Here is a 1598-nt window from a genome sequence, read left to right as displayed (position 1 = left end):
ATGCTGAAGCGGCAGGTGGCGATCACGCCGGCGCCGCAATGGGTGCGGGTCGTCGGCGGCTTCACCGAGCACCAGTTCGCCGAAAAGCGGTTGCCGACGATCGATGAGATCAACGCGGTCGCGCCCGATACGCCGGTGTTCCTGCTGCATCTCTATGACCGGGCGCTGCTCAATGCCGCGGCGCTCCGCGCCGTCGGCTACACCAGGGACACGCCGAACCCGCCGGGCGGCGAGATCACTCGCGATGCCAGCGGCACCCCGACGGGGCTGCTCTTGGCCAAGCCCAATGCCGGCATCCTCTATTCGACGCTCGCCAAGGGGCCGAAGCTGCCCTTCGATTACCAGGTCAACTCGACCCGTCATTTCATGCGCGAGCTCAACCGGCTCGGCGTCACCAGCGTCATCGACGCCGGCGGCGGCTTCCAGAACTACCCGGATGACTATGCCGTCATCCAGAAGCTCTCGGACGAGGGCCAGATGACGGTCCGCCTTGCCTACAACCTCTTCACCCAGAAGCCGAAGCAGGAGAAGGACGACTTCCTGAAATGGACGTCGTCGGTCAAGTACAAGCAGGGCAACGACTATTTCCGCCACAACGGTGCCGGCGAGATGCTGGTGTTTTCCGCCGCCGACTTCGAGGACTTCCGCGAGCCGCGCCCGGACATGCCGCCGGAGATGGAGGGCGAACTCGAAGAGGTCGTGCGCATTCTTGCGGAGAACCGCTGGCCCTGGCGACTGCATGCCACCTATGACGAGACGATCACCCGTGCGCTCGACGTCTTCGAGAAGGTCAACCGGGATATCCCGCTTGAGGGTATCAACTGGTTCTTCGACCATGCGGAGACGATCTCTGACCGCTCGATCGACCGGATCGCCGCCCTTGGCGGCGGCATCGCCGTGCAGCACCGCATGGCCTATCAGGGCGAGTACTTCGTCGAGCGCTACGGCCATGGTGTCGCTGAAGCGACGCCGCCGGTGGCCAAGATGCTGGCAAAGGGCGTCAACGTTTCCGCCGGCACCGATGCGACCCGCGTCGCATCCTACAACCCCTGGGTTTCGCTGTCGTGGATGGTGACCGGCAAGACTGTCGGCGGCCTGCAGCTCTACCCCCGCGCCAACTGCCTCGATCGCGAGACGGCGCTTCGGATGTGGACCGAGAAGGTGCAGTGGTTTTCAAACGAGGAAGGCAAGAAAGGCCGGATTGAGAAAGGGCAGTTCGCCGACCTCATCGTGCCGGACAAGGATTTTTTCAACTGCGCCGAGGACGAGATTTCCTTCCTCACGTCAGAGCTCACGATGGTCGGCGGCAAGATCGTCTATGCGGCCGGCGCATTTGCCTCTCACGACGAGAACAAGGTGCCGCCGGCAATGCCGGACTGGTCGCCGGTTCGCACCTTCGGCGGTTATGCCGCCTGGGGTGAGCCCGAGGGCGCCGGAAAGCGCTCGCTCCGGCGCACCGCGATCACGTCGTGCGGCTGCGCCAGCGATTGCGGCGTCCATGGCCACGATCATGCCGGCGCCTGGACGTCGAAACTGCCGATCGCCGACCTTAAGGGTTTCTTCGGCGCGCTTGGATGCTCCTGCTGGGCGGTGTGACG

The 1598-nt window shown here is 64.5% G+C and carries 1 protein-coding gene; it reads left to right on the top strand.

Going from position 1 to position 1598, the window contains the following annotated elements:
• A partial coding sequence (locus IB263_RS33810; protein ID WP_192439603.1) for an amidohydrolase occupies window positions 1-1596 on the top strand: 1596 nt, incomplete at its 5' end.
• Window positions 1597-1598: the final 2 nt, after the last annotated feature.

The organism is Ensifer sp. ENS03 (genome assembly GCF_014852035.1).
Lineage (GTDB): Bacteria > Pseudomonadota > Alphaproteobacteria > Rhizobiales > Rhizobiaceae > Ensifer > Ensifer adhaerens.
This window is presented reverse-complemented; position numbering and strand designations above follow the sequence as displayed.